The following is a 23394-nucleotide window of genomic DNA, read 5'->3' on the forward strand; positions in this document are numbered from 1 at the left end:
GTATGAGCACAGTTTTTAATTTGGCTTGGCGACTTTTCAGGCACGAAGCCCGCCGTGGTGAGCTGACGATTATTCTGCTGGCCATCACCTTATCCGTTGCTGCGGTGCTGTCGTTGTCATTGTTTAGTGAACGCCTGCAAAGTGCCTTAACGGCACAAACGGCAGAGTTTTTAGCGGCAGATAGAGTGCTTGACTCCAGACAGCCTGTGAACGATGAGTGGATAGACAAAGCGCAGTCTATGGCGCTGAACACAACACATGTGGTGCATACGCGTTCCATGATCTTTGCCAACGACAATCTGTTACTGGGGCGCATGCGAGCGGTGACGCCCGGATATCCGCTTAAAGGTGAAGTTAAAATCTCTGATGCGCCGTTTACGCAAGGTCAGGTTACCACTGAGCAGCCGCAACCCGGTGAGGTGTGGGCAGAGTCACGGGTATTGCAAAGTTTAGGGGCGAAGATAGGCGATACACTCGAAGTGGGCGATGCACAGTTTGTTCTGACTAACGTGATCACCGACGTGCCTGATGCAGGGTTTAATGTCTTTGGTGGTAACCCAATGGTGATGATTTCTGAGCAAGACTTGGCAAAGACCAATATTGCTGGGCCGGGAAGTCGTGTGACCTACAGTTACTATTTCACGGGCGAAGAAGGTGATCTTGATGCATATTATGAATGGCTTCGCCCTCAGTTAGACAGTGAAATTCATGACTGGGATTCGGTTAAAGACAGCGCATCTCCGTTAGGGCGCTCTGTCGCGAGAGCGGAACGTTATTTCCTTCTCGCGAGCTTATTGGCCATCGTTTTGGCTGCGGTGTCGATAGCGGTAGCCGCTCAACGATACAGCCAACGGCATTATGATCCCGTGGCTATCATGAAAACACTCGGCGCGCCAGGTCACATGGTAAGGAAGATCTATCTATTACAAATTTCTTTTATCACCTGTTTAGGCATTATATTGGGGACAATTGCAGGTCTAGTAATCCAGCAAGGCGTGGTCACGCTAATTGGCGACACGGTTGATATTTCTCTCGGCACTTGGCATTGGCGTCCAGTCATGATTGCCACGATGACAGGCATTGTGTGCGCAGTGTTGTTTTCTCTTTATCCGTTGATGAAATTATTTTCGGTACCTCCGCTTCGTGTCCTTCGAAGAGATTTGGGAGCGACCATGAGTTCAAGGCTAGTGCAGTTTTTAGCAGCAGGCAGCGCCATTTTTATGCTGATGTATGCTTATAGCCAAAACGTGATGCTTAGCGCAATCTTATTTGTTAGCGGAATTGCCTTGGTGATTGGTCTGCTTGGTATTACTTATGGATTAATCGTGCTAGGAAGAAAACTGGGAAGCGGCAGAATTGGGGCTTGGCAATTGGCCTGGGCACGTATTCGTAGACGGGCGATGGGAAATAGTGTGCAACTGATCAGTTTCTCAATCACCATTATGTTGCTTCTTGTGGTGTTGGTGATGCGCAACGATATGGTGAAGCAGTGGCGAGATCAGCTTCCGGAGGGCACACCAAACTATTTTTTAATTAACATCACACAATCCCAGCTCCCCCCGTTAAAGCAACACTTTGCTGATATGGGCGTTGAAACTGACACATTTTACCCGGTGGTGAGAGGGCGTTTTGTCGCGATTAACGGTGAAGGATTACGCACCGAAATTACAAAAGAAGAAGAGAGTGTCGAGTCTGATCAGCGCAGAGGGCTAGGTAGAGAGGCTAACCTCACGTGGAGTTTGAATCTTCAAAGTGAGAATCGGATTGTTGAAGGGAAGTGGCTGACTGAACAACAAGGCACAGAGGAATATGGTGTGTCTGTTGAAAACAAAGTTGCAGAGCGCCTCGGTATAAACATGGGAGACACCTTGACCTTTAATGTTGGTAGCGAGCAGATCGATGTAAAGGTAACCAGTTTACGAGAGGTAAACTGGCAAACTATGCAGCCCAACTTCTTCTTTGTGCTACATCCTGATGTAATGAAAAACTATCGGCCTACGTACATTACGAGCTTTCATTTGCCAGCGTCACGCAAAGCGGAAATAAGTCAGTTATTGCAACCGTTTTCTAGTGTCACACTCTACGATGTTGATGCTCAAATCAATCAGCTGCGCGATATTGTAGATCAAGTTTCGTTGGCAGTTGAGTTCATCCTTGTTCTTGTGTTGGCGGCTGGGTCGTTAGTGTTAATCGCACAGGTTCAAGCGAGTATGGATGAGAGGCAAGAAGAAATCGCCATATTGCGTACGTTGGGCGCGAAAGGTCGCCTGATTCGCAGTAGCGTTTTAGTTGAGTTTTTGATTATTGGTGTGGTGGCGGGTTTTATGGCCGCCATAGCGAACGAGTTAACCCTTTATCTGTTACAAAAACAGGTCTTTGACATGGAGGGCAGCTTCCATTTCGTTTACTGGCTCGTTGCACCGATGGCGGGCGCAACTATGGTGGGAATATTAGGGGCGGCTGGCTGCTGGAGGTTGCTGCGCTTAAATACCAGCCACCTGCTCAGACAAATGGTGTAACCCTGGCATTATAGGTGTAAGTTCGCCAATGCATCTGCAAGGGTAGGGTACTTAAATGGGTATCCTGCCTCTTGGAGCCGCTTTGGTACAACGCGTTGTCCTGTTAATAGCAAATCAGACATCTCGCCCATAAGTAGCTTCAAAGCAAAGCTGGGTGTACGCAATAGGCAAGGTCGGCGCAATTGACGGGCAAGTTCTTTAGAGAAAGTGCTGTTCGTAACTGGAGTAGGCGCCGTAAAATTATAAACGCCTTCGCAGTCTGCATTGGAAAGCAAAAATAAGATAGCACTGATCATATCATCGATGTGTATCCACGACATGTATTGGTTGCCAGTACCCATAGGGCCGCCTAGCCCCAATTTGAACGGAAGCAGCATTTTACTGAGGGCACCGCCTTTTTTTGAAAGCACAATACCGGTGCGTAAAATACATACTCGGGTATTTTCCGAAGCCGCTTCCAGTGCAATTTGCTCCCATCGCGCACATAGCTGGTGGCTAAATTCATCGTGTGGCGAATTAAAGCCTTCATCAATGATTTCATTGCCTTGTCGGCCATAAAAGCCAATCGCAGAGCCGCTAATTAATACAGAAGGAGGCGATGTGCTTGCGCGTATAAGATCTGCCAATTGCTGAGTGATTCCCCAGCGACTTTCTTCAATCCTTTGTTTTTGAGCTGCCGTCCATCGCTTGTTTACGATGGGTTCACCCGCTAAATTAATAACGGCATCAAATTCATTCAGGTTCGATAAAGATGCTAGGCTCGAAATGAATTGCATATTATGGTTAGACAATGCCATTTCAGCGCGTGACACATTTCGGGTAAGGGCGGTTAAGTCAGCTTGTTGCTGAAGGTGAGGTATCAGGTGTGAACCAATCAGGCCTGTTGCCCCCGTAATAAGCACGCGCATAATGTATCCTTATAAAGCGTTGTCGTCTTTATTACATGATAGGCAAAGAGACACGGAATCGGCAAAGCGAAGTGCATGAGGTTTGTCGACTTCGGCTTCTGCATAAATTACCCAGCTATGCTCTGACGCAATTGCCAAGATATCTGAAGTAAGTTTTTCCAATAAAGAAAAGCGATTATCTTCGACTAATTTGATGATCCGCTTTGTAATGGTTTTATAGTTAAGTGCGTCATCCATTTCATCTGAATCTGTGGCTCGAGTCGCGTCATATTCTATTTTTACGTTAATTACGACATCTTGTTTGTTCTGTATTTCGTCGTCTTTAATGCCAATGTAGGTGCGAAGGCGTAAATTCTTAATACGAATAGTAGCGTTGTTAAGTTGCATGAACGATTCCAATGTTATGTTTATTGTATTCTATATGAATAACTTGCTGATGATATACCATTTGAGTGTATGGCTTTGATGATACGGTGTTTTTTCAAATAAAGATCTGGTAACTTTCATCCGGTAACAGAAATTATAAAAACAGTAAGGTTTATTCATGGGCGAAGTCAATATACACACGTCACATAAGGTGGTGTTTGTGTGCGCAGGTATCGTAATTGTTATGGCTGGTATTAAAGCAGCAAGTGCGATTGTTGTGCCATTCTTATTGTCTGTATTTATTGCTATGGCCACGAATCCGCTCATTAATTGGGCATATCGATATAGAGTTCCACGTTGGCTATCCGTTATTTTTGTCATTTTCATGATTGTTGTGTTTGGCATGATGCTCGCTGGGTTGGTTGGCAATTCAATGAATGAATTTAGTGAAAATCTACCTGAGTATCGCCAAAAGTTGGGGGATGAATTCGTTTGGCTTGCTAGCCATCTGGAAGCATTTAATATCCACATAAATAGAGAGTTTTTGGTTTCCCATTTTGATCCCGGTATGGCAATGTCGATGGTAACAAATCTACTGTCGGGGTTTGGTAATGTGCTTGCAAACTTTTTGTTAATTCTTCTAACCGTTGTGTTTATGTTGTTTGAAGCAGATTCAATACCTAAAAAAATTCACATCGCATTAGACGACCCATCCATGAAGATGCAGCAGGTTGATAAGTTTTTAACCAGTGTTAAGAATTACTTGGCTATTAAAATGCTAGTCAGTTTAGCGACAGGGGTGCTTATTGGGATCTGGTTATACGTATTGAACGTTGATCATTTTCTGCTCTGGGCTGTGGTCGCGTTCTTATTCAATTTTATTCCTAATATTGGTTCATTTATTGCCGCAATCCCTGCAGTACTTCTTGCACTAGTGCAACTTGGTCCGGCGGTTGCGGGGTTAACCGCGATCGGTTACGTAGTGACGAATACTGTGATGGGAAATATGGTAGAGCCTCGCTATATGGGAAAAGGCTTGGGGCTGTCTACGTTGGTTGTTTTTCTATCTTTAATTTTCTGGGGATGGTTGTTGGGCACTGTCGGTATGCTGCTTTCCGTGCCGTTGACTATGATTGTTAAAATCGCGCTCGAATCGAATCAGGATACAAAGTGGATGGCACTTCTTTTAGCGGGTGATAGCAATGAGCCATTAGCCACATCAGATATCAATAAGTAGATTGGCTGTAACGTAAACTTGGTGTTGTTTTATAAGTCACTGCTTGAGTTTATTACTTTGCTAGAACCGAAAGGTGTCTATTTAACGTGTTGAATTTTGGCCTTTCGGTTAGGGCAAAAACTATTGCTTGTCCAATTTATTTGGTTGAAATATTTGGCCTTCTTGTATACTCTCGCTGTTGTTATTATAACAAAAACAAGGAGTTAACATGAAAACTAAATTGGGTGTTATGGGGCTATTAACAGCCGCATTTCTAAGTTCTCAGTCTTATGCTGCATCTTTATGTCCTAAATTTGTACCCTATACAGATGGGTGTACTTTCCCTACGATTGATGGTGTAACTCATACGCTGAAAAGTGTATGGAAAGATCAGTGTAATACTCATGATCGAAATTATCAGGTATTGGGCTTATCTAAATCTGCCGCTGATGACATACTATACAGCGATATGAAAAGGCGATGTGATAGCAAGTTCAATAAATGGCTATCACCAGGTTTAAATTACTCATGTAAAGCAGTCGCTAAAGGAGTGAGAGAAGGTTTGCGGGCGGTTTCTAGCTCTGAATACTATAAACCTAATCAAAATAGTATTACAAGTTACTACAGAAATTTGTCAGACAAAGTAGAAAGTAATGTTTGTAAATTGACGGTTGAAGCTAATGGTTCAGTAGATACTTCCATTCTGTCTCGTATTAAAAGTAAGTTCTCCGCGGCAGCTGGACGCCAGCCAACGGCCTATGAAAAACTCAAAATGGTCGCCTTGTACGATGTTAATAACTCATCCAGTACCTATGATTACCAGTTAAGTGAATATGCGCGCATTGCAGGCCGTAACAGTGGCCCGATAGCAAAAGTATCAAATGCACATTTCTACAATGAATACAGAAAAGACGCTTCATCATCACAAGGGATTGGGTTGACCTATCATTGGGATCTAAATTACGGAACATCCAGTTCCAGCATATTTTCAAAGCGTTTCTTTAACATGTACAACACGACTTACTACATTAAGGGCGTATTGGAAGTAACAGATGGAAATCGTAATCGCGACTTTATCGTGATTGATGAATCATTTATGTCGAAAGGTGAGTGCGCACCAAACCCAAGTTTTGAGTGCTTTTAATCATATTTATCGTTTAGCTTTCAAATTTGTTGGCTAAGCGATGGAGAATAGGCGTCACAATGGTGACGCCTTTTTGTTTGAGTATGGTGTAATTCCATGAATCAGTTATTGAGTACGTGTGGAAAGAAAAGCGATAGCTTCGCACCACCTAAAGTACTTTCGTTGATATCTATTTTTCCTTGATAGGCCGCCACTAAGTCTGCCACCACTGCCATACCAATTCCTTGACCTTCTTGGTAACTGTCTAACCGTTTGCCTCGTTCAATCAGCTTCGCTCTATCTGTTGGGCTGATGCCGTTTCCATCATCTTCAATAATGATAGAAAGGTAGTGCTGCGTTATTACCGTATTGACTTTGACACTCGCTTTCGCCGCTTTGCAAGCGTTATCAATGACATTCCCTAGCATTTCCATCAAGTCTGTTTCGTCTCCTTTAAATTGCGCTTTTTCATCTACGTTATTTTCAAGCTTAACGTTTTTGTCATGGTAGACCTTGCTCATAGCATTAAGGAGTTTTGTAACAATTGGTTTAACCTCAATAGGGTTCTCCCAACCAGATCCAGTTCCCGCTACGGCGCGCTTTAATTGCCTTTCAATAATGGCAGAAATTTGTGCAAGAGGCTCTCTCGCTGAATCTGGCAAACCGTCAATATTGTTGACGACGGCTAAGGGTGTTTTTAAGCTGTGAGCAAGATCGCCTAAGCTATTCTTATAGCGTGTTCGCTGCGCTTGTTCGACATCTAATAAGTGGTTGATACTTGATTTTAAAATTTCTAATTCAGGCGGATAATCTTCAGAAACGCGCGTTTGCTCACCGTACTCCGTTTGCTTAATCTGTTTCGCGAGGTCTTTTATTGGGCGAAGCATCATGTTCATAGTGTAAAGTAAAATGATAAGTAGAATGGCACCGATGCCGCCAATCCAGTAACGGAGTGTTGAAGAAAATGCCTCTCGTTCTTGTTCAAACTGTTCCCGTGATTGAAGCAATAAAAAGCTGACGGGTTGATAGCCATTGGCTCCTTCAAATTCGGCTGTATAGGCGTACAAAAATACCGCATTATTAGTTTGATATTTGGGAATAAATAGTTCTTTTCCCGTTTCTGGTTTTAAAATATTGGGTAATGGCGGTTGATTAAGTGTACTTAGTGAAGACCAGAGTAGGGTATCTTTTGACGTAATGTAGGCATATAGCCCCGACTCGGGCATATTAAGCCGATTATTCAACAGTGCTTCGGGCATTTGTGCCTGCCCTTTATCCATCTCAAACTCGGCAATTAGGGTTAAACTGTGTACCCGCAATTGTTCCAGTAAAGACTGGCGTAAACTATTCGTAAAGGCACTTTCCAACGCGATGATGCTTAAAGGAACAAATACCGTGATGGCGATAAGGGCTGCAATGACGCCTCTTAGTCGCAGAGACACTGTTTTCATAAGGCGCGGTTAAATCGATATCCTCGTCCACGCATAGTTTCTATTGGCTTGATAGTGCCATCTGGATCGAGCTTTTTACGCAAACGGCCAATGAAAACCTCAATAACATTGCTGTCTAAATCGAAGTCTTGATCGTAAATATGTTCAGTTAACTCTGTTTTAGACACAATCTTTTGCGGATTCATAATTAAGTACTCAAGCACTTTGTACTCGTAAGCGGTTAAATCTAACGATTTGCCATCAACACTGACTTCTTCTGCGACGGTATCAAGCACAATCGGACCTTTCTCAATGGTCGGGTTGGCTTGTCCAGCTGCACGGCGAATAAGGGCTTTAGTACGGGCGAGCAACTCTTCATTATGAAAAGGTTTAGTAAGATAATCGTCAGCGCCGGCATCTAAACCTTCTACTTTTTCTTGCCAGCGATCACGCGCAGTCAGAATCAGCATAGGGCAGTTAATATGATGTTTACGGGCATGGCGAATTACGTCAAAGCCATCCATTTTGGGTAGACCTATATCAATGATAGCCAAATCGTAAGGATACTCTTTTAGTAAAAATAGGGCTTTTTCGCCGTCGTCAGCCAAGTCAACACTGTAACCATTCTGTTGTAAAAATTGGTCTAGTTGCGTTAACAGGCGACTGTCATCTTCTACCACCAAAATGCGCATTAATATCCCTTCTCTTGATTTCTCGTCGTCACTTTGCCAGAGCGCTTGTCCACGTCAACTGACACAACACGCCCTGACTTTTGTAAAACTTTAACGCGATATTTTTGACTATCTTGCTCTACTTTTAGTACACGGCCTTGGACTACTTGCTTTGCACGCTGTGCGGCTTGTGCTTTGTTTATTGAAGCTTTATCTTGCTTTTGGGCGAGTAAATGTGTGGGCGCCGCCAGAAAGCATGTTATCAATAAAAGCGTAGAAACCCACTTTTTCATACTCACTTTACCTTCCACATAATGTGCGTTGACTTTATCTTAGTAAAGAATAACACGATGTAACCAATTGCTGTCACAGTATTTTTATTACTTTCCAGTTTACCCAATTTAAGCGCTTGGATACACCATATCAATGGGTGCCTGAATTGAACATGAATTGAAGGCGATGAGAAGTAAAGGGAACAAAGCAATGAGGTTGAGGTAACTTTGTTCCCTTTTGATACTTTATGAGACTTTGTATGGACTTTGGCATGTTGCTGAGACACTGTCTGTTTTTGTACGGGTATACAAGTGAACTGACAAATTAATGTGTTTCAGTTTTTGCCATAATTCCTGACGATCATGCTTTGGGCAAATCACGTCGGTAACGTATTTTTGTTGCACGTCTTCATCTAAATCCAGTTTATCTGGAATTTGAATGTAAGCCTTGATTTCACCGGCACGGGCTGAGGCACCCTGATACCGCCAATCTCCGTATTTGAAATCTGCATAAAAAATACGATTTACGTAACTTACTGTGTCTTCCGACACACGAAGAGAAGAGGTGTCTGCAAATGATTGAATTTCAAATCCATTCATGCAACCTGACAGAGATAAAGGCAACATTAACGAAACCGCGCAGCCTTTCAAAAAAGGAGGTAATTTTTTTGACGTGACCTTTTTCGCAATTTGATTAATAACTGACTTCATAACATGCCCCTTCTGATACAAAAATGTTATCGGAAGCTTCAAAATTTCCTTAAGCCAAATTTGTTAAAAGGCAGTCAAAAAGAGCAAAGAGGTCTGATTTTCAAAGAAAAATTATAATGGTGTGCGGTGGAATCACTTACTTATTGTGAATAGGCGGGATATTGTGACAATAACAAGCCGATATTAGTAATCGACTCGTTTACGCATCGACTTTTGTTGTCCATGTTTCTTCTTTTTGTCCATTCGACGAGTTTGTGATGCACGGGTCGGTTTAGTTGCTCGGCGGGCTTTTTCTGTTTTTCCTGCTGCTACGATTAAGGCTTGCAGTCGGGCAAGTGCATCTTCTTTATTTTGCTCTTGCGTTCTGAACTGTTGTGCTTTGATGATAATAATCCCATCGCTTGTAATCCGGCTATCGCGCTGTTGGAGCAAGCGTTGTTTATAAAAGTCGGGTAGGGACGACTGTTTAGTATCAAGCGCAAGTGTATTGCGCTTGATACTTTATTTACATTTTGACCACCAGCACCTTGTGCTCGAATGGCGTTAAGTTCAATTTCATGAGCCTGAATTGATACTTTGTTACTGATGATCAACATGATTTTCTCCGTTAGCTAGCGCATATTGTTTAAGGCAACACTTTTTTGTATGGCTTTACCACAACGGAGTCATACACACCTGCTGTAATATACGGGTCGGCATCAGCCCACTGTTGTGCCTGCTCAATACATTCAAACTCAGCCACCACAAGCGAGCCAGTAAAACCCGCTTCGCCAGGGTCTTCGCAATCTATTGCTGGGAACGGGCCTGCAACCAGCAAGCGGCCTTCATCTTGAAGCGATTTTAATCTCGCTAAGTGGGATGGACGGGCTTCAAGGCGCTTGGCCAACGTGCCAGGCTTATCCGTTGCACAAATCATATACCACATAAGCGTTCCTTACTGTTTGGTTGCTGCTTTCATATTTTTAACGAAATCAGACAATGTTGATAGCATCTTTGCTTTATCATGCAGATGGCTTTCAATAATATTTACAGTCGCCGATCCAGAAATTGCACCGGCTGCACCAGCGTCGATGGCGGCTTTAACCTGTTCTGGTTTAGAGATCCCAAAACCCAAAAGGGGAGGGGCAACCTGATGTTGAGTCAGCTTACTGATTAACGTATCTGTTGGCATTGCGGCTTCGGTTTCTGCGCCTGTTACGCCAGCTCTACCCAACAAATACGTATAGCCGCTCGAATTTTCACCTATTGCCTGAAAGGTTTCATCATTTGCATTGGGCGGCGCTATCAAGATTTGATCCATGTTGTGTTGCTTTGCTACTTCTATAAATGGTGACGCTTCACGTAGCGGTACATCAGCAATCAACATTGAGTCAACCCCTGCGTCTGCGGCTTGTTGATAAAATTGCGTAATGCCAGCAGCGAACACTAAGTTACTGTAGAGCAACAGCCCGATGGGCGTATCAGGGTGACGAGTCCGGATTGTTTTGATGATATCAAAACAGTCTGCTGGTGTAATTTTTTCACCTAGCGCGCGAATACTGGCTTTTTGGATAGTGGGACCATCAGCAATAGGATCAGAATAAGGTATACCTAATTCTAACGCGTCTGCACCCGCCTCTACCAAAGTATCAATAATATCGATAGAGGTTTGTTTATCAGGATCGCCAATCATGACAAAAGGAACAAAAGCCCCTTCTTTTTTCTCGCTCAGGGCGGCGAACATGGTTTCATAGCGTCCCATTATTTTTCTCCTAAAATGCTGTGTACATGGGCGAGATCTTTATCGCCACGGCCTGACAGATTAACCACGATAATGGTGTCCTCTTCTGCTTCATCTGCCATATTTAGCGCGTGAGCAAGTGCATGAGAAGATTCTAATGCCGGAATAATTCCTTCTTTCCTCGCTAATATTTGAAAGGCGTTTAAGGCTTCGTCATCAGTGATGGCAACGTATTCTGCGCGACCGGTATCGTGCAAATGTGCATGCTGGGGTCCGACTGCTGGGTAGTCTAGTCCTGCTGAAACGGAATACGACTCTTCGATTTGGCCATCTTTATCTTGCATGATGTAACTGTACGTGCCGTGCAAAATGCCTTTGCTGCCAGTACAAATTGCAGCGCCATGTTCGTGGGTATGCAATCCTTTACCAGCTGGTTCCACACCGACTAGTTTAACAGATGGCTCTTCAATGAAGTCAGCAAACATGCCGATGGCGTTCGAACCGCCACCAACACACGCGACAACCGCGTCGGGCAGTCTGCCTTCTTTTTCCATCATTTGTGCTCTGGTTTCCTCGCCAATCATTCTATGGAACTCACGTACAATCGTGGGAAATGGATGAGGGCCTGCTGCTGTCCCTAGAAGATAATGGGCCTTGTCATAATTCGCAGACCAGTCTCGTAGCGCTTCGTTTACAGCGTCTTTTAACGTGCCCGAACCTGAGTCAACGGGGATAACTTCTGCTCCCATCAGGCGCATTCTGAACACGTTAGGCGCTTGACGTTCAACGTCTTTTGCACCCATGTAAATCCGAGCTTTTAAGCCCAATAATGCACAAGCCAAGGCAGTCGCAACACCATGTTGGCCTGCGCCTGTCTCTGCGATGACTTCGGTTTTGCCCATACGTTTGGTAAGCAGTGCCTGACCCAATACCTGATTGGTTTTATGGGCACCGCCATGCAGCAAATCTTCTCGCTTTAAATAGAGTTTTACCTTCGGGTTGCTTACTAGATTGCGGCTAAGGGTCATGGCAGTTGGACGACCTGCATAGTCCTTCAATAACGCCATAAACTCTGCTTGAAAGCTTTCGTCTTGTTGTGCATCTATGAATGCTTGCTCCAGTTGATCCAACGCTGGAATAAGCAATTCAGGTACGAACATACCGCCGTACTCACCGAATTTTTTATCTAATTGATTCATAACGTTTTGTCTCTTTAAAAATGACAACGATTAATATTGTCGTAGCGTTGAAAACAACGAGTTAATTTTGCTGGCAGACTTGTGCCCTGGCGCATCTTCTACACCAGAATTTACGTCCAATGTGTTTACGGGTAACTGGCTGGCGTTAACAATGTTGTCTATGTTGAGCCCTCCGGCCAAAACAAGAGGCAAGTCACTATTTTGAGGGAGCAAAGCCCAGTCAAATTGTTGTCCGGTACCGCCAGATTGATTTCCGACTTTACAATCGAGTAATACCCGATCTGCGTAGGCAACAGTCACATCGGGTGACTCCGATTCAACCCCGATGGCTTGCCATATTTGGCAGTGGCTTGGAAGTTGCGCTTTTAATGCGTTGCGATAGCCCTCGTCCTCGTTACCGTGAAGCTGCACCGCGTATAGGCCTAACCCTCTGGCATGTTCGGCCACCACACTCACCTCTTCGTTGACAAATACGCCCACGTAGCGAAATGGAAAGCGTTCGACAATGCGTTTTGCTTGCTCGTATGCGATTGCCCGCAATGATTGCTTGGCAAAAATAAGGCCTGCATAATTTGCCTGACTGTTAACTACAGCCTCTGCATCTTCTTCTCGCGTAATCCCACAAATTTTAATGTCACCCACTACTAAAGCGCGCACGGCAGCGTCTAAATCGGTCTCAGCCATCAATGAGCTGCCCACCAAAAAGCCATTTACTAACGGCGCTAAGCGTAGTACGTCCTGGTGGGTGTATATGCCTGACTCTGATATGATTAGGGCATTTGGGGCGTGTTTTTTAATTATTGGTGCAAGGTGCTCAGTCATCGCTAGGTTGGTACTGAGATCCCGCAAATTTCGATTATTGATACCGATAATATTGGCACCTAATTCAATGGCGCGATACGTCTCTTCTTCATTACTGACCTCGGTCAATATATCAAGGTTAAGGCTATGCGCAATTTCTGCTAATGCGATGTACTCGTCATTTGATAATACCGATAGCATAAGCAAAATGGCGTCGGCTTGATAATACCGAGCGAGGTAAACCTGATAAGGGTCGACAAAAAAATCTTTATTCAGAACGGGTTGCGCCAATCTCTCTCGCACATAAGGTAGATACGCAAATTTACCTTGAAAATATTTCTCATCTGTTAGCACTGAAATGCACGCTGCGTGTGGCGAATACGCGTGAATGATCTCATCTAAGTCGAATCGCTCGCGTATCAGGCCTTTCGAGGGCGATGCTTTTTTGCATTCGAAAATAAATCCCGCGTGCTCTGTGTTTAATGCGTCGTAAAACGAGCGGTTTGACGGGGCAAGTGATTGTTTGAAAGCATCGAGAGGAAAATCGCTTTTACGCTTTGCGATTTCTTGACGCTTGTCCGCGACGATGTTTTCTAATACGTTCGCCATTTACTTCTCCTGCATACTAAGTGACGCTGATAAATGCAATGTTTTAGCCGCCTTGCCTGATTGCATGGCATCTTTCGCCATAATGGCAGCGGTTTTATAATCAGGTGCTTTTTCAGTGAGCACGAGCAAAGCCGCAGCATTTAGTGCAATGGCTTCGACATGTGCTGCTTCACCACGGCCTTCTAGCACATCCCATATCAAGCGTTTATTGTATTCCGGTTCACCGCCTTCAATCGCGCTAAGTGAAAACTGACGTAGTCCAAAATCTTCTGGCGTGACGGTTTTGTATGAAATAGTTTCATTTTGTAGATGAGCAATGGTGGACTCACCATGTATTGCAAGTTCATCTAAGCCGCTGCCATGCACTACATAGGCATTTTGGTATCCTAGTAAACGCAAGGTTTCCGCAAATGGTGTGACTAACTCGGGGGAGTATACGCCAATCATAATATGCGTGGGCTTTGCAGGGTTAACTAATGGCCCAAGTAAATTAAACAGTGTGCGGATTTTTAATGTAGTTCTTACCGGCATGGCATGCTTGATACCAGCATGGTAATTCGGGGCGAAAAGAAAGCAAAAGTGGCTTTCATCAAGGCAAGTTCGTGCAATATCAGCAGACATACCTAGCGCTAATCCACTCTCTCTGAAAAAGTCAGCAGAGCCTGATTTGCTCGATACACTTCGGTTTCCATGCTTCGCAACTGCCACACCACAACTTGCAGCCACTACCGCTGCGGCAGAGGAAATGTTTATGGTGTTGTGGCCGTCTCCGCCAGTACCAACAATATCTGCAAAGGCATAATCTGGAGTTGGGAAGTGCGTTGCGTTCGCAATTAATGCGCGGGCTGCGCCGGCAATTTCGTTTGGTGTTTCCCCTTTTATTTTCAACGCTGTAAGCATTGAAGACAGGGTGATGTCGTCAACATGGCCTTTTACCACCTCTGAGAATGCATATTCGGCTTCACGCATTGTTAACGACTGTCCCTGATACAAGGTACTAAGAAGATTCGATAAAGCGAAAGACTCAGCCATGGGCGGCATCTCCTTGTGAAGTAGCGGTAAGTGATACAAGGTATTCAACTGACTGCTTGAGCAATTGGCTGCCTTGCTGCGTCAGAATTGACTCAGGATGAAATTGAAAACCCAACATGGCATCGTCTGGGTGCAATACTGCCATTGTGACATCGCCAGTTAAATCGCTGGTCATTGCGAGAGCCTGAAGCGATGAGGGTAAATTCGCCGCCATTAGTGAATGGTAGCGAGCAATGGGTAAGGGATTTGGCAACCCATCAAAAATAGGATGTGTTTCGCATTTCATAGGAGATGACTTGCCATGCATCACCACATTGGCTCGGACGATATCACCACCATACGACTGCACAATGGCTTGATGACCTAAGCAGATCCCCAAGACAGGATATCGGCCTTTTACTTTATCGAGTAACGCCATCATGCAGCCGGCGCTAGTCGGCTCTCCTGGGCCTGGTGATAGCATTAGCATGACGGGGCGAGATTTTGCCGCATCGTCCATTTTCTCAAGCAGGGCATCCGCATTCATCGAATTTCGGTAAACAGATAACTCAAATCCAATAGCGCGTAACTCATCTACTAGGTTGTAGGTGAAGGAGTCAAAGTTGTCGATAAGAAAAACATGGGTTTTCATGCTGATACTCCTTGATTCGCAGCTTGAATGGCACTAATAACCGCTTGTGCTTTGCCGCGAGTTTCATCTGCCTCGGCTTGTGGATCTGAATCGTAAACGACGCCCGCACCGGCTTGAATGTATGCTTTACCGTTACGAACAAATGCACTGCGGATGACAATACAGCTATCCATATCGCCTTTGGCATTTAAATAACCCACTGCGCCACCGTAGCTACCACGTCGAGTTTTCTCCACCTCGCGAATTAAACTCGCTGCACTGACTTTAGGCGCTCCGACTAAGGTACCCATATTCATACAGGCCTGATAGGCATGAAGGGCGTCCAAATCATCTCTAAGTTCACCTACTACACGTGAGACTAAGTGCATAACGTGAGAATATCGGTCAACCTTTAGTAAGTCTTTTACATGACGCGAACCCGGCTTCGACACGCGGGCAACGTCATTTCTGGCTAAATCAACTAACATGAGATGCTCGGCTTTTTCTTTGTGATCTTCGCGTAAGGCCAACTCAAGACGGCTATCTAAGTCTAAATCGAGGCTACCGTCTTCGCGCTTTCCACGCGGTCTTGTACCGGCAATTGGATATATCTCTACTTGGTTCGTTTCTTGTTCATATTTCAGCGCTGACTCAGGTGACGCGCCAAACATCGCAAAATCGTCATCCTTAAGATAAAACATGTAAGGACTCGGATTTCGTTTTTTCAGCTCACGGTATGCCGCGTATGGATTGGGGCATTCTAGACTGAAAGTGCGTGAAGGAACGACCTGAAAGATATCGCCCGCGAGAATATGTTCTTTTAAAGCCAATACGTCTTGCTTGAATTCCTCATCAGACTTAGACATCCGGATGTCTGTCGATGCGGCTGTGGTAGAGGGAGGGGACTCAGGCAATGTTTCAAGGGCGTTTACTAACGTTTCAACGCGTTGGCTAACGTTAAAGTAGTGGCTGGCTACGTTGGGACCACTAAATATATTTCCAAGTACTTCCGTAGATTGGCGTTGATGATCAATGATAATCAACGTTTCTGCCAGGTAAAAAACGTAATCAGGGCAGGTATTGTCACCCATTTCTACTTCGGGCAATTGTTCATATACGCCGAGTAAATCGTAAGCAAATGCACCAGCAAGAAACACGCTATCGGGATGATTGCGAATCGGCGTAAGCTGACGAATCATTTCGCGTAACGGCGCTAAGACAAAAGAAGATTTTAAGCGGCTATCTTCATCAAGATTATGGTTAACAGGAGAAAATTGGATATCTAATTGCGTAGTGGTGTGGTTGATGATGTTGCAATCTTGGGTGTTGGCGCCGTACTCGGCTAGTTGCTGTATCACAGCCTCTCCGTTGGCAGATACTGCTTTACAAAATACCGTTAGCCCTTGGCATTCTAGTCTAACGGCTGCGTCGGTTAGAATTAGACTTTTTAGATTATCTTTGCTGTCAATTTCTGCCGATTCCAACAGTACATTGTAGTTTTGGTTAGCACACAAATATTCATATGCTGATAGAGGATCGGCAATGTAACTCGCTGATCGTACGAGTGTTTCAACCTTTCCCAGCTGCTCGCTAAGTTGCGTTAAACTCATGATCCTTACTCTTTGTGGTTAAATCGTTGTATTTAAATTCGTGTTAAATCCAATTATCGAAACCCACATACAAAAAAGGCCCGATAATCGGGCCTTTCTGGTTTATTCGTACATACACAAACGCACACAGCCCGTTAAGTTGGGTTGTGCCACCACCAAATTGTGTTCATTGCGTTTGTTGAAAAATTCATTGTATTTACTTTCTTCGCTTTTTGCTTAATTTTCAACCGTCAGATATGAGTGTTGCGCATATTTAACCGTTGTTTTTGTGTCTATTCCTGCATTCACGTATAATGCAACTTCCTTTTTAGGAGAAAACAAATTGGCGCTTCTGTCAATAGGTATTTTGAATATAAGTTAAAACGAATGAAAATAGACCTGCATAGCCACACGTATTATTCCGATGGATTACTCTCTCCTAAAGAGTTGATTCAACGGGCGCTTAACATGCAGGTGGACGTTTTAGCGATTACTGATCATGATACGATTTCAGGCATTGCCGAAGCCCGCGATGCTGTAAAGGAGTCGACGAAACCAGGAAAGCCACCGCGGCTAGAAATTATCGCTGGCGTTGAGATCTCAACATCTTGGCATAATTTTGACATTCACATTCTTGGTTTGAATGTCGACATTAACGATCAGACGTTTTTATCTCGGTTAGCAGAGCAGTCGCAGCGACGGGATGAACGCGCATTGCAGATTAACGAGAAGCTTGAAAAGGCGGGCGTACACGGTGTGTTAGACAAAGCGCAGAAATTGGCAGGCAAAGGACAGATCACTCGCGCGCACTTTGCTAGAGCGATGGTTGAATTGCAGGCCGTGAAAGATGCTGACAGTGCATTTAAAAAGTACTTAGGCAAAGGAAAACGTGCCCACGTCAAACCTAAGTGGATATCTATAGAAGAAGCGATTAGTTGGATACATGATGCAGGCGGACAAGCAGTACTTGCGCACCCTGGGCATTATGATATGACCACCAAGTGGCTACGCCGATTGGTGGCGCAATTTGCCGAAGCGAAGGGCGATGGCATGGAAGTGATTCACTCACATTTGTCGCCCGTTAAGCGTCAGTTATTGATAGACTTAACAAAAGAGCATAGTTTGCTAGCGTCAAGTGGCTCAGATTTCCATTTTCCCAATCGTTGGACTGAGCTGGGGAAAAATTTGTCGCTGCCGAAGAATGTGACGCCAGTTTGGTCAGATTGGACATTCGCGCAAGCAGAGGCATTGTCGAGTTAACTTGGCACTGTGCGTCACTAAATTTAGATGACTAAATATAAAACAACATACCGTCACAACTAAAACGTTGCTATAAAGTACGACAATGAACTTGCATAGTGGCATTGAATACAAGAAGAAATATGATGAGCCAATTCTTTTACGTGCATCCCGATAATCCACAGCAACGTTTATTGCGCCAAGCCTGTGACATGATTCGAAGCGGAGCGGTTGTGGTATATCCTACTGATTCAGGGTATGCCATTGGGTGTCAGATGGAAGACAAACAAGCAATGGAGCAAATTTGTCGAATCCGAAATATCGGCAAAGACCATAACTTTACCTTGATGTGCCGCGATATGTCTGAGCTATCGGTCTATGCAAAAGTAGACAACCAAGCGTTCAGGGCGATTAAGAACAATACACCTGGACCCTATACCTTTGTTCTCAAAGCGACGAAAGAAGTGCCTAAACGTTTACAGAATCCTAAGCGCCGCACCATAGGGCTAAGAGTACCTGATAATATTATTGCTCTTGCATTGCTAGAGGAGCTTGGTGAACCCTTGATGTCGACATCCTTAATTTTGCCTAACGAGACCATGGCCGAATCTGACCCAGAAGCGATTCGCGATAAGTTAGAAAAACAAGTAGGCGTGATTATTCATGGCGGCTTTTTGGGAGAGCAGCCCACAACGGTGATGGATATGTCTGATGGTGAGTTTGTGCTCGTTCGCGAGGGCAGTGGCGATCCAAGCGTATTTGGTTAATAGCCACTTGTATTTATGACAGCGTCTTCAGATCCTTCTGATAAAACAGTTAATCCAGTGCAGCAATCGCTCCCCTTAGCGTTTGTTAATGGTGAGGCTGTACTTGAAAAACCAGAGGATCTGTACATTCCGCCTGATGCGTTAGAGGTGATACTGGAGGCGTTTGAAGGGCCACTTGATCTGTTGCTGTATCTGATTCGTCGGCAAAAGTTTGATATTCTCACCATGCCAGTGCTGAAAATTACACAGCAGTATATGGAATATGTTGATATCATGAAGTCGCTAAAATTAGAACTTGCCGCAGAGTATCTGCTTATGGCGGCAATTTTAGCGGAAATAAAATCCCGTTTGCTGCTGCCGAAGCGTCCATCTGAAGAGGCAGAAGAAGAAGACCCTCGAGCAGAGCTTATTCGGCGACTTAGGGAATACGAAGCCGTCAAGCTCGCAGCGCAAGAAATTGATCTGTTACCAAGGCAAGAGCGCGATGCATTTATAGCCTCTGCGTCGCCAGATGCGTCAGTGCAGCCTATTACAGTTTTGCCCGACGTGTCATTACGGGAATTAGTTTTAGGTTTTCACGCTGCAATGCGACGAGCGCAAGCATTTGAGCATCACCATATTGCGCCTGAAGCGTTATCAACGCGAGAGCGCATGTCTCAGATATTAGAAAGACTCAGTGAAACGCAGTTTACTGAATTTGATGCCTTACTGAGTCCAAGCGAGGGTAAAGCGGGTGTGGTGGTAACATTTCTCGCGACACTTGAGCTTATTAAAGAAACGTTAGTGGAGTTAGTACAGGCAGAACCGTATGCGCAGATCCATATACGGCTTTGTCATTCTGATCCTGTTATTCAGGAAGAGCGCGAATGGCAAGAATAAAGCGTGATCAACTCAAGCAACTTGTTGAGGCAGCAATATTTGTTGCGCAGGCTCCTGTTAGCCGAGCCAATTTGTTCGACACGGTGCTCGATGGTTTGACCGTATCTGAAAAACAGCTGGATGCGGTGTTAAGTGAGCTTCAGCAAGACTATAGTGAGCGCGGTGTTGTATTGGTAGAAGTGGCATCAGGTTTTCGTTTTCAATCGTTGGACAGCCTGAGTCCATGGTTAAGTAAAATGTGGCAAGACCATGCGCCAAGGTATTCTCGAGCCCTGTTAGAAACGTTGGCATTGATTGCCTATCGCCAGCCAATTACACGCGGCGAAATAGAAGATGTACGCGGTGTATCTGTTAGCAGCAATATCATAAGAACGCTGACAGAACGCGAATGGATAAAAGTAGTGGGGCATAAAGAAGTACCGGGACGTCCCGCACTTTATGCTACAACCAAAGCATTTTTAGACTATTTTAATTTAAAAAGTTTATCTGAATTACCAGATATTGAATCGTTTTCAGCGCTGGCTGAGCAGGAGAGTCATTCTTCAGAACAGTCAAGCACTAAGATATCGAATGAGCAAATACATTAATGAGTGAAAAACTACAAAAAGTCCTAGCCAATGCTGGTGTGGGCTCCCGTCGTGAGATGGAAAAGTGGATAGAGCAGGGGCGAATTTCTGTCAACGGACATGTCGCTACCCTTGGTGATCGCGTCGAGAATGAAGATCAAATTCGCGTTGATGGCCGCTTGCTGAATCGTGTATACCAGAAGCAGATTTGCCGAGTTCTAATGTACAACAAGCCTGAAGGAGAGTTGTGCAGTCGCAAAGATCAACAAGGCCGACCGACCGTATTCGATCGCTTGCCACATATTCAAAATGGACGCTGGATTACCGTCGGCCGTCTAGATATCAACACCAGTGGATTACTGTTATTTACGAATGATGGCGAACTCGCTAACCGCCTGATGCACCCTAAGCATGAAGTGATACGGGAGTACGCTGTGCGTGTGTTTGGTGATGTCGATCAAGCAATGATGAATCGACTTCGCAAAGGGGTAAAACTAGATGATGGGGAAGCGCGCTTCTTAACGATTCGACCACGCTCCCAAGACGATGAAAGTGTTAACCGATGGTTCGATGTGACGCTTGCAGAGGGGCGAAATCGAGAGGTTAGGCGTTTGTGGGAGTCGCAAGACGTGAGAGTCAGCCGCCTAATTCGAACCAAATACGGCGACTTAGAATTGAAAAAGCGTTTGCCGCAAGGTGGCTGGGTTGAGTTAGAACTAGACGAAGTGAACGCTTTACGTAAGTCGGTGCGTTTGGCACCAGAAACAGAGTCGATAGTGAAAGAGCGCAAAAATAAATTAGATCATGTGCGTATAAGTCGTATGCGCCGTTCAATTAAAAAGCATAACGTATCCAAAAAGAAAGATACCCCAGAATAATAACAATGTCCTAAAGCGACGGGCTCGTAAGCAGTACGTCGCTTGTTGCTTTCAACACCATATATTCTCGCCATGACATGGGATCCTCTTTATACAGTGGGTCTGTGAAATGTCCTTGATTTTGTCTCACATATTAATGACTAGATATTTGCATAAATGTTGTTAAATGTTGGGAAAACGTAAAAATCTTCGCATAAATTTTGATCTCTTGCCCAGATCCCGATATGGTATGTTTTCACTTTATCATTGAAAAAGTAGTACTCAGTACGACACGATGGAATCGTCCAATGCGCGTTTGCGCATAATATAATAATCAGGAGACGTTTGAGATGTTCAATGATGAGCGCACGCTGAGGCGAGCGCCAAACCACGAAATGAACAGGAGATACACGCCGGGCAAACATACGATGAGTATGCTTGTGTGTACAGACAATACAGAGTTTTATGTTGCCATTGAGGCGGTCATGGGTAAACGCCATGTGTCGACTCACCGAGTAAATCAAGAAAGAGACGTGTATGCGTCTTTGCGAGGAGGGCAATTCCAGCTAGCACTCGTCGACGAATCCTTCTCAAAACAAAATGGTCAAGGATTCATTGCTTCATTACATCGAAGAGCCGGAAAGGCCGGGCTTCCAGTCGTTGCGGTCGTAAGTGAAATTACCGAAAGTAAGATTGAAAACCTTTTTCGCCATGGCGTCGCTGATTTTATTCACATTCATGACAATTTAGATGTGGCCGGACATCGATTGTTGAATTTGTTGCAGCAATATCAATCGAAGCGAGATCTCGAAGTACAACATCAATATATGTCTAAGTATGATCCGCTCACGGGACTGTACAATCGACAATTTTTTAATGAAAAACTACAACGTTCAATGCGTAACACACTTGATAGCGGGAAAGTGAGCGCGCTGTTTCATATCGATGTTGATAACTTTAAGCGAATCAATAGTTCTTTTAACTACCAATACGGTGACGGGCTTTTGCAACAGGTAGCCAATCGCTTACTCAATAGTTTACGCAGTTCTGATTTTATTATGCGAGACGCACAAAATGTCCTGTCAGAACAGGGGTTAGCGCGATTAGGTGGTGACGAATTTATTTTGTTCGTTGAAGATATTGGTCATGGTGATAACGCGACGACTATCGCTAACCGTTGCATTGAGGCGGTGAGTCAACCGCTTGAACTGCGTGGTCAAAATGTCGTGCTGACCGCCAGTTTGGGCGTAGCCACATATCCACACGACGGTCAGAATGTTGATACGTTAATGAAAAATGCAGAAAAGGCCATGTATATCGCCAAAGAGCGAGGAGGAGGCTGTTTTACCTGTTATCGTCAAGAAATGAACTTGGCAGATGAGTCTAGCTTTTTGCTGGAAAATGACCTTAGAGATGCCCTTAATAAAGGCCAGTTGACTCTGCATTATCAACCTCAAATCGATGCAGTCTCTGGTAAGATTAGCAGTGTAGAAGCCTTGTGTCGCTGGGAGCACCCGTTACTAGGCATGGTCGCACCAGATCGTTTTATACCGATTGCCGAGGCATCGGGGTTGATTGTACCGATTGGCGACTGGGTGTTAGAAACTGCCTGTAAGCAAGCAAAAGTATGGCTAGATGAAGGCAAACATATTCATAGAATTGCGGTAAATGTTTCTGCATATCAATTTAATAAACATGATTTTCTGAACAATGTTAAACGCGTGCTGCGCGAAACAAAGCTACCTCCGAAGCATTTAGAAATAGAGTTGACTGAAAGCATCATTATGAGTGACGCAGAAGAGAACATTGGCAAGTTATTGAAATTAAAACGTCTTGGTATCGAACTTGCCGTCGATGATTTCGGCACGGGATATTCGTCATTGGCGTACTTAAAACAGTTACCCATTAGTACGCTTAAGATTGATCGCTCATTTATCTCAAATATTGGCGATGACACGACCGAAGGCGCTATCGTGAGTGCAATTTTAACACTGGCACAAAAACTCAAACTTAACGTAGTTGCAGAGGGCGTTGAAACATCAGAACAATTTGATTTTCTTAGAAAAAATCAGTGTGGTTTGATTCAAGGCTTTCTCTTTAGCCCAGCTAGACCGAAAGAAGAAATTCAGCAGTTTATCGGAAAACAATTTAAAAATGATTGGGACACGTGTATAAATAAGAATGGTAACAAATTGACCAGTAGGGTGGCGTAGCCGTCACTCTTGTCTGAACAAGCGATGTTTACAACTAAAACAAAAGCGGTTGACAGCCGCCCATTCTCCATGTGTCAGTCGTGAGAGCGACAGGAGT

Annotated in this window: 22 protein-coding genes and 1 pseudogene; 9 read left to right on the top strand and 14 right to left on the bottom strand. The window is 44.4% G+C overall.

Annotation, left to right across the window (positions count from 1 at the left end; translation table 11 throughout):
* The first annotated feature begins 2 nt into the window (after nucleotides 1-2).
* Nucleotides 3-2519 carry an ABC transporter permease gene (locus tag OE749_RS03970; protein ID WP_263711059.1) on the top strand — a complete coding sequence of 839 codons (2517 nt, stop codon included), beginning with the start codon at nucleotides 3-5 and terminating at the stop codon, nucleotides 2517-2519.
* Between the two features lie 8 nt (nucleotides 2520-2527).
* On the opposite strand, the gene OE749_RS03975 is transcribed toward OE749_RS03970, so the two are convergent.
* Together OE749_RS03975 and folX are read right to left on the bottom strand one after the other, a co-directional pair.
* Entirely contained in the window at nucleotides 2528-3427 is a 900-nt protein-coding gene (locus tag OE749_RS03975; RefSeq protein WP_263711060.1) for a TIGR01777 family oxidoreductase, read from the bottom strand.
* Nucleotides 3428-3436: 9 nt separating this feature from the next.
* Nucleotides 3437-3814: a dihydroneopterin triphosphate 2'-epimerase gene (folX, locus tag OE749_RS03980; protein WP_263711061.1), complete on the bottom strand. Its 378-nt coding sequence runs from the start codon at nucleotides 3812-3814 to the stop codon at nucleotides 3437-3439.
* Nucleotides 3815-3971: 157 nt separating this feature from the next.
* On the opposite strand from folX, the gene OE749_RS03985 reads away from it, so the two are divergent.
* Nucleotides 3972-5030: an AI-2E family transporter gene (locus OE749_RS03985; RefSeq protein ID WP_263711062.1), complete on the top strand. Its 1059-nt coding sequence runs from the start codon at nucleotides 3972-3974 to the stop codon at nucleotides 5028-5030.
* Nucleotides 5031-5238: 208 nt separating this feature from the next.
* On the top strand, nucleotides 5239-6153 hold the full coding sequence (locus OE749_RS03990) for a hypothetical protein (protein ID WP_263711063.1): 915 nt from the start codon (nucleotides 5239-5241) through the stop codon (nucleotides 6151-6153).
* Nucleotides 6154-6254: 101 nt separating this feature from the next.
* On the opposite strand, the gene OE749_RS03995 is transcribed toward OE749_RS03990, so the two are convergent.
* From OE749_RS03995 to OE749_RS04050, 12 genes and pseudogenes are all read right to left on the bottom strand, one after another.
* Nucleotides 6255-7583 carry an ATP-binding protein gene (locus tag OE749_RS03995; protein WP_263711064.1) on the bottom strand — a complete coding sequence of 443 codons (1329 nt, stop codon included), beginning with the start codon at nucleotides 7581-7583 and terminating at the stop codon, nucleotides 6255-6257.
* Nucleotides 7580-8254 (bottom strand): response regulator transcription factor, encoded by a 675-nt coding sequence (locus OE749_RS04000; RefSeq protein ID WP_263711065.1) that lies wholly within the window; start codon nucleotides 8252-8254, stop codon nucleotides 7580-7582. The genes OE749_RS03995 and OE749_RS04000 overlap by 4 nt, the downstream gene beginning before the upstream one ends.
* Entirely contained in the window at nucleotides 8254-8526 is a 273-nt protein-coding gene (locus OE749_RS04005; RefSeq protein ID WP_263711066.1) for a PepSY domain-containing protein, read from the bottom strand. The genes OE749_RS04000 and OE749_RS04005 overlap by 1 nt, the downstream gene beginning before the upstream one ends.
* 225 nt (nucleotides 8527-8751) lie before the next feature.
* Entirely contained in the window at nucleotides 8752-9216 is a 465-nt protein-coding gene (locus tag OE749_RS04010) for a hypothetical protein (protein ID WP_263711067.1), read from the bottom strand.
* A gap of 183 nt (nucleotides 9217-9399) precedes the next feature.
* Nucleotides 9400-9812 (bottom strand): annotated as a pseudogene (gene arfB, locus OE749_RS04015) (alternative ribosome rescue aminoacyl-tRNA hydrolase ArfB).
* A gap of 29 nt (nucleotides 9813-9841) precedes the next feature.
* The gene (locus tag OE749_RS04020) at nucleotides 9842-10141 is read right to left on the bottom strand and encodes a YciI family protein (RefSeq protein ID WP_263711068.1); all 300 of its coding nucleotides are present in this window, start codon (nucleotides 10139-10141) and stop codon (nucleotides 9842-9844) included.
* Between the two features lie 9 nt (nucleotides 10142-10150).
* Complete coding sequence (gene trpA / locus OE749_RS04025) at nucleotides 10151-10957, bottom strand: tryptophan synthase subunit alpha (RefSeq protein WP_263711069.1); 807 nt, start codon at nucleotides 10955-10957, stop codon at nucleotides 10151-10153.
* Nucleotides 10957-12135 (bottom strand): tryptophan synthase subunit beta, encoded by a 1179-nt coding sequence (gene trpB / locus OE749_RS04030; RefSeq protein WP_263711071.1) that lies wholly within the window; start codon nucleotides 12133-12135, stop codon nucleotides 10957-10959. Before trpB ends, trpA begins: the two co-directional genes overlap by 1 nt.
* Nucleotides 12136-12165: 30 nt before the next feature.
* Nucleotides 12166-13545: a bifunctional indole-3-glycerol-phosphate synthase TrpC/phosphoribosylanthranilate isomerase TrpF gene (gene trpCF / locus OE749_RS04035; RefSeq protein WP_263711072.1), complete on the bottom strand. Its 1380-nt coding sequence runs from the start codon at nucleotides 13543-13545 to the stop codon at nucleotides 12166-12168.
* A complete protein-coding gene (trpD, locus tag OE749_RS04040) occupies nucleotides 13546-14577 on the bottom strand; it encodes an anthranilate phosphoribosyltransferase (protein ID WP_263711073.1) in 1032 nt (343 codons plus the stop codon). It abuts the gene before it with no gap.
* Complete coding sequence (locus tag OE749_RS04045) at nucleotides 14570-15208, bottom strand: aminodeoxychorismate/anthranilate synthase component II (RefSeq protein WP_263711074.1); 639 nt, start codon at nucleotides 15206-15208, stop codon at nucleotides 14570-14572. The genes trpD and OE749_RS04045 overlap by 8 nt, the downstream gene beginning before the upstream one ends.
* Nucleotides 15205-16797, bottom strand: a complete 1593-nt coding sequence (locus OE749_RS04050; RefSeq protein ID WP_263711075.1) for an anthranilate synthase component 1 — start codon at nucleotides 16795-16797, stop codon at nucleotides 15205-15207. The genes OE749_RS04045 and OE749_RS04050 overlap by 4 nt, the downstream gene beginning before the upstream one ends.
* Before the next feature lie 366 nt (nucleotides 16798-17163).
* Between OE749_RS04050 and OE749_RS04055 the strand changes: the two genes are divergently transcribed.
* From OE749_RS04055 to OE749_RS04080, 6 genes are all read left to right on the top strand, one after another.
* Nucleotides 17164-18036, top strand: coding sequence for a PHP domain-containing protein (locus tag OE749_RS04055; RefSeq protein ID WP_263711076.1), 873 nt, complete (start codon nucleotides 17164-17166; stop codon nucleotides 18034-18036).
* A gap of 125 nt (nucleotides 18037-18161) precedes the next feature.
* Entirely contained in the window at nucleotides 18162-18782 is a 621-nt protein-coding gene (locus OE749_RS04060; RefSeq protein WP_263711496.1) for an L-threonylcarbamoyladenylate synthase, read from the top strand.
* A 15-nt stretch (nucleotides 18783-18797) separates the two neighbouring features.
* Nucleotides 18798-19661 carry a segregation and condensation protein A gene (locus tag OE749_RS04065; protein ID WP_263711077.1) on the top strand — a complete coding sequence of 288 codons (864 nt, stop codon included), beginning with the start codon at nucleotides 18798-18800 and terminating at the stop codon, nucleotides 19659-19661.
* The gene (scpB, locus tag OE749_RS04070; RefSeq protein WP_263711078.1) at nucleotides 19649-20248 is read left to right on the top strand and encodes an SMC-Scp complex subunit ScpB; all 600 of its coding nucleotides are present in this window, start codon (nucleotides 19649-19651) and stop codon (nucleotides 20246-20248) included. Before OE749_RS04065 ends, scpB begins: the two co-directional genes overlap by 13 nt.
* On the top strand, nucleotides 20248-21105 hold the full coding sequence (gene rluB, locus OE749_RS04075) for a 23S rRNA pseudouridine(2605) synthase RluB (protein ID WP_263711079.1): 858 nt from the start codon (nucleotides 20248-20250) through the stop codon (nucleotides 21103-21105). The genes scpB and rluB overlap by 1 nt, the downstream gene beginning before the upstream one ends.
* A gap of 407 nt (nucleotides 21106-21512) precedes the next feature.
* On the top strand, nucleotides 21513-23297 hold the full coding sequence (locus OE749_RS04080; protein ID WP_263711080.1) for a putative bifunctional diguanylate cyclase/phosphodiesterase: 1785 nt from the start codon (nucleotides 21513-21515) through the stop codon (nucleotides 23295-23297).
* Nucleotides 23298-23394: the final 97 nt, after the last annotated feature.

The organism is Fluctibacter corallii, assembly GCF_025751585.1.
Lineage (GTDB): Bacteria > Pseudomonadota > Gammaproteobacteria > Enterobacterales > Alteromonadaceae > Fluctibacter_A > Fluctibacter_A corallii.

Excerpts from the sequence above, each read along its gene's own strand:
- OE749_RS03970 (WP_263711059.1), top strand. The coding sequence starts at position 3 with ATGAGCACAGTTTTTAATTTGGCTTGGCGACTTTTCAGGCACGAAGCC.
- OE749_RS03975 (WP_263711060.1), bottom strand. The coding sequence starts at position 3,427 with ATGCGCGTGCTTATTACGGGGGCAACAGGCCTGATTGGTTCACACCTG.
- folX (WP_263711061.1), bottom strand. The coding sequence starts at position 3,814 with ATGCAACTTAACAACGCTACTATTCGTATTAAGAATTTACGCCTTCGC.
- OE749_RS03985 (WP_263711062.1), top strand. The coding sequence starts at position 3,972 with ATGGGCGAAGTCAATATACACACGTCACATAAGGTGGTGTTTGTGTGC.
- OE749_RS03990 (WP_263711063.1), top strand. The coding sequence starts at position 5,239 with ATGAAAACTAAATTGGGTGTTATGGGGCTATTAACAGCCGCATTTCTA.
- OE749_RS03995 (WP_263711064.1), bottom strand. The coding sequence starts at position 7,583 with ATGAAAACAGTGTCTCTGCGACTAAGAGGCGTCATTGCAGCCCTTATC.
- OE749_RS04000 (WP_263711065.1), bottom strand. The coding sequence starts at position 8,254 with ATGCGCATTTTGGTGGTAGAAGATGACAGTCGCCTGTTAACGCAACTA.
- OE749_RS04005 (WP_263711066.1), bottom strand. The coding sequence starts at position 8,526 with ATGAAAAAGTGGGTTTCTACGCTTTTATTGATAACATGCTTTCTGGCG.
- OE749_RS04010 (WP_263711067.1), bottom strand. The coding sequence starts at position 9,216 with ATGAAGTCAGTTATTAATCAAATTGCGAAAAAGGTCACGTCAAAAAAA.
- OE749_RS04020 (WP_263711068.1), bottom strand. The coding sequence starts at position 10,141 with ATGTGGTATATGATTTGTGCAACGGATAAGCCTGGCACGTTGGCCAAG.
- trpA (WP_263711069.1), bottom strand. The coding sequence starts at position 10,957 with ATGGGACGCTATGAAACCATGTTCGCCGCCCTGAGCGAGAAAAAAGAA.
- trpB (WP_263711071.1), bottom strand. The coding sequence starts at position 12,135 with ATGAATCAATTAGATAAAAAATTCGGTGAGTACGGCGGTATGTTCGTA.
- trpCF (WP_263711072.1), bottom strand. The coding sequence starts at position 13,545 with ATGGCGAACGTATTAGAAAACATCGTCGCGGACAAGCGTCAAGAAATC.
- trpD (WP_263711073.1), bottom strand. The coding sequence starts at position 14,577 with ATGGCTGAGTCTTTCGCTTTATCGAATCTTCTTAGTACCTTGTATCAG.
- OE749_RS04045 (WP_263711074.1), bottom strand. The coding sequence starts at position 15,208 with ATGAAAACCCATGTTTTTCTTATCGACAACTTTGACTCCTTCACCTAC.
- OE749_RS04050 (WP_263711075.1), bottom strand. The coding sequence starts at position 16,797 with ATGAGTTTAACGCAACTTAGCGAGCAGCTGGGAAAGGTTGAAACACTC.
- OE749_RS04055 (WP_263711076.1), top strand. The coding sequence starts at position 17,164 with ATGAAAATAGACCTGCATAGCCACACGTATTATTCCGATGGATTACTC.
- OE749_RS04060 (WP_263711496.1), top strand. The coding sequence starts at position 18,162 with ATGAGCCAATTCTTTTACGTGCATCCCGATAATCCACAGCAACGTTTA.
- OE749_RS04065 (WP_263711077.1), top strand. The coding sequence starts at position 18,798 with ATGACAGCGTCTTCAGATCCTTCTGATAAAACAGTTAATCCAGTGCAG.
- scpB (WP_263711078.1), top strand. The coding sequence starts at position 19,649 with ATGGCAAGAATAAAGCGTGATCAACTCAAGCAACTTGTTGAGGCAGCA.
- rluB (WP_263711079.1), top strand. The coding sequence starts at position 20,248 with ATGAGTGAAAAACTACAAAAAGTCCTAGCCAATGCTGGTGTGGGCTCC.
- OE749_RS04080 (WP_263711080.1), top strand. The coding sequence starts at position 21,513 with ATGAGTATGCTTGTGTGTACAGACAATACAGAGTTTTATGTTGCCATT.